The following is a 2,726-nucleotide window of genomic DNA, read 5'->3' as shown; positions in this document are numbered from 1 at the left end:
GGCGCAAAACTGGTCGGCAATCTACTTGGTGTACGCGAGCCTGAGACCAACGGTATTTTGGTCGTCGGCTCAAACCCTGTGGCGCTGCTCGTCGCGACTTCCTTAAAGGATCAAGGTTTTGATGTCATCGTCGCGCACAACAACTATACCAACATCGCCCGCGCCCGTATGAGCGGTCTACGCACCTACTTTGGTAATCCGATCTCTGACCATGCTGACCATCATCTGGATCTTATCGGTATCGGTCATCTATTTGCCATGAGTATGGACAAAGAGATGAATACTTTGTCAGAGATTCACTATCGTCATGAGTTTGGTGAGCGTAAACTTTATCGTCTCAAATTTAGTGATGAAAAAGTCAAAAGCGAGCGCGATGATAAGCAATCTAACTTTAAATCGCAGTGGCTATTTGGCAAAGATGTCACTTACACCAAGCTTGCCAGCATGATATCCAAAAAAGCGCGCATCAAGATTACTAATATCACTGACAGCTATAGCTTTGAGCAGTACCGCGCGGATAATAAGCAGTTCGTGCCGTTATATACGATAGACAAAGAAGGTAAGCTGAGCGTCATTACCGACAAGTTTGACGGCGTAGTTGCACGCGATCGCAAACTGATTGCTCTAGTCGTCGACGATGAGGTACAACCAAAAGAAGTCGACGTCACCGCCAAGCAAATACAAGCGCGTGCTAATGCTGACGCCAAGTTTGAGGCTGACTACAAAGCGCCTGAAAAACGCAAAGAAAAAGAGCTGATCGCTGATGTCAGTGACGAGCCACTCGTTGAGGAGGCACCTGCTACCCAGAGTACAGCAGAGGCTAAAGTGATAGATCCTGAGCCGATCGCCAAAAAAGAGCCTGTCAATACGGGTAAAGGCGTCATGACAGATAATTCAGCACAGCCTACAAAAGACAAAACGATGAGTAGTAGCAATGCCAATGGTAGCGGCGCAGCACCTAGAACTAAGAGCGGTGATTTAGACCCTAATCGTCTACCTGATAGCGATGATGTCATAGATAACAAGGCAGATAAATAACCGCGTTATCTGTTGTCTATATTCTTACGTAAAAAAGCCCCAGTTCTCGATGAGTGCTGGGGCTTTGCTTTAATTGTTTATAGGTTAAAGCACATGCTAGGTAATACTGAACCTATCCTCAACCGCCTGCCATACCCGCGCGCTAACCTCGTCGCTAGTACCAGAGGCATCAATACGGCAAATACGCTCAGGATAGGCCGCCGCCAATGCCTCAAACCCCTTATATACTCGAGTAAAAAACTCAGTCGCCTGCTGCTCAAACCTATCGGCAGTGCTGCGCTTACCTGCGCGCGCCATGCCCTCATGCACTGGTAAATCCAGCCATAACGTCAGCTCTGGCAGAAGCGGGACAAACTGCTCGCTAAGCTGCGCTATTTTTGCGCGCATAAGCGGCTCACCATAGGCGCGGCCATAGCCTTGATAGGCCATCGTCGAGTCGACAAAGCGATCGCAAATGACCCAAGTACCGCGTGCCAGCGCTGGCATAATCACCTGCTGAACGTGATCGCAGCGCGCGGCAAATAGTAGTAGTAGCTCGGTGTCGTCATTGATGTCGGTAGCAGGGTCGAGCAGTATGGCGCGCAGACGCTCAGCGAATGGACTCCCGCCCGGCTCACGCGTGCGCAAGTAGTCGATACCCGCTGCTTGCAAGCGCGTACACAACTGCTCAATTGCGGTAGTCTTTCCGACGCCTTCGGTGCCCTCAAAGCTAATAAAGCGCCCTTGAGCGGATGCGGCTTGGGTAGAGGTCATTGCTGATACTGGCATTGGATAGCCTTATTGATAAAATCTGTAACGAATTTTAGAATGAATTGAACGATTGGATCAGCGCTAGCTAGATCAATGACACCAGCAAGCGCTTATACTTATTCAGGCGGCGTCTGTGATTTTTTCTCCCGCATAACTTTGAGGTACTCTTGTACCGCGCGGTTATGATCCGCCAAATTATCGGTAAATTTATGCCCGCCCGTTCCTGTCGCCACAAAGTACAAGGCTTCGCTATCTGCTGGGTGCAAAGTGGCCTCGATGGAAGCTGGCGACGGTAAGGAGATGGGCGTTGGCGGTAGGCCATCGATCTGATAAGTATTGTAGCTGGTGGTTTCATCGATATCAGCGCGGCGAATATTGCCATCATAACGGCTACCCATACCATAGATAATGGTTGGATCCGTTTGCATGCGCATGCCTTTTTTAAAGCGGTTATTAAATACCGCTGAGACTAGTGGACGCTCATCAGCAACGCTGGTTTCTTTTTCAATAATGGAGGCCATAATAAGCGCCTGATACGGCGTCTCATAAGGCAAGTCTGGCGCGCGATTCTCCCACGCTTTGGTCAGGGCTTGTTGCTGGCGCTTATACAGATCGGTGAGCACCTGCGTGTCCGTTGCGCCCTCGCCGTAATAATAGGTATCTGGGGTGAACCAACCCTCCAAGTTATAGCTGACGATAGGATCATCACTACTGGTCACCGAATCTGGCAGGATACCGACCAAATCTAGCGCCTCAGCGATGCTCTGGTTGTCCGCGTCTGCGGTCAGTACTTCTTTTTTAATACCTGAATTGTCACGTAAGTTCTGATACAGATCGTTTGCCGTTTTGCCTTCGATGACCTGTACTTTGACCATCGCCACTTTGGCGCCTTGCTCTAGTACGTGCAACACTTCTGCCATCGTTGGGTTCTCAGGGAG

The 2,726-nt window shown here is 49.8% G+C and carries 2 protein-coding genes and 1 pseudogene; 1 reads left to right on the top strand and 2 read right to left on the bottom strand.

What is annotated here, in order from left to right; genetic code table 11:
- A pseudogene (locus ACTXGO_RS12125) lies at nucleotides 1-1,038 on the top strand (cation:proton antiporter); the annotation flags it as partial.
- Between the two features lie 96 nt (nucleotides 1,039-1,134).
- Here ACTXGO_RS12125 and tmk read toward each other — a convergent pair.
- Both tmk and mltG read right to left on the bottom strand, forming a co-directional pair.
- A complete protein-coding gene (tmk, locus tag ACTXGO_RS12120) occupies nucleotides 1,135-1,806 on the bottom strand; it encodes a dTMP kinase (protein ID WP_443574729.1) in 672 nt (223 codons plus the stop codon).
- Between the two features lie 98 nt (nucleotides 1,807-1,904).
- On the bottom strand, nucleotides 1,905-2,726 hold an 822-nt coding region (mltG, locus tag ACTXGO_RS12115; protein WP_443574727.1), incomplete at its 5' end, for an endolytic transglycosylase MltG.

This window comes from Psychrobacter sp. T6-1 (assembly GCF_052258445.1).
The sequence above is the reverse complement of the archived record's forward strand: the minus strand, read 5'-3'. Positions and strand labels throughout refer to the sequence as shown.

Coding starts and splice junctions, on each gene's coding strand:
- tmk (WP_443574729.1), bottom strand. CDS start 1,806: ATGCCAGTATCAGCAATGACCTCTACCCAAGCCGCATCCGCTCAAGGG.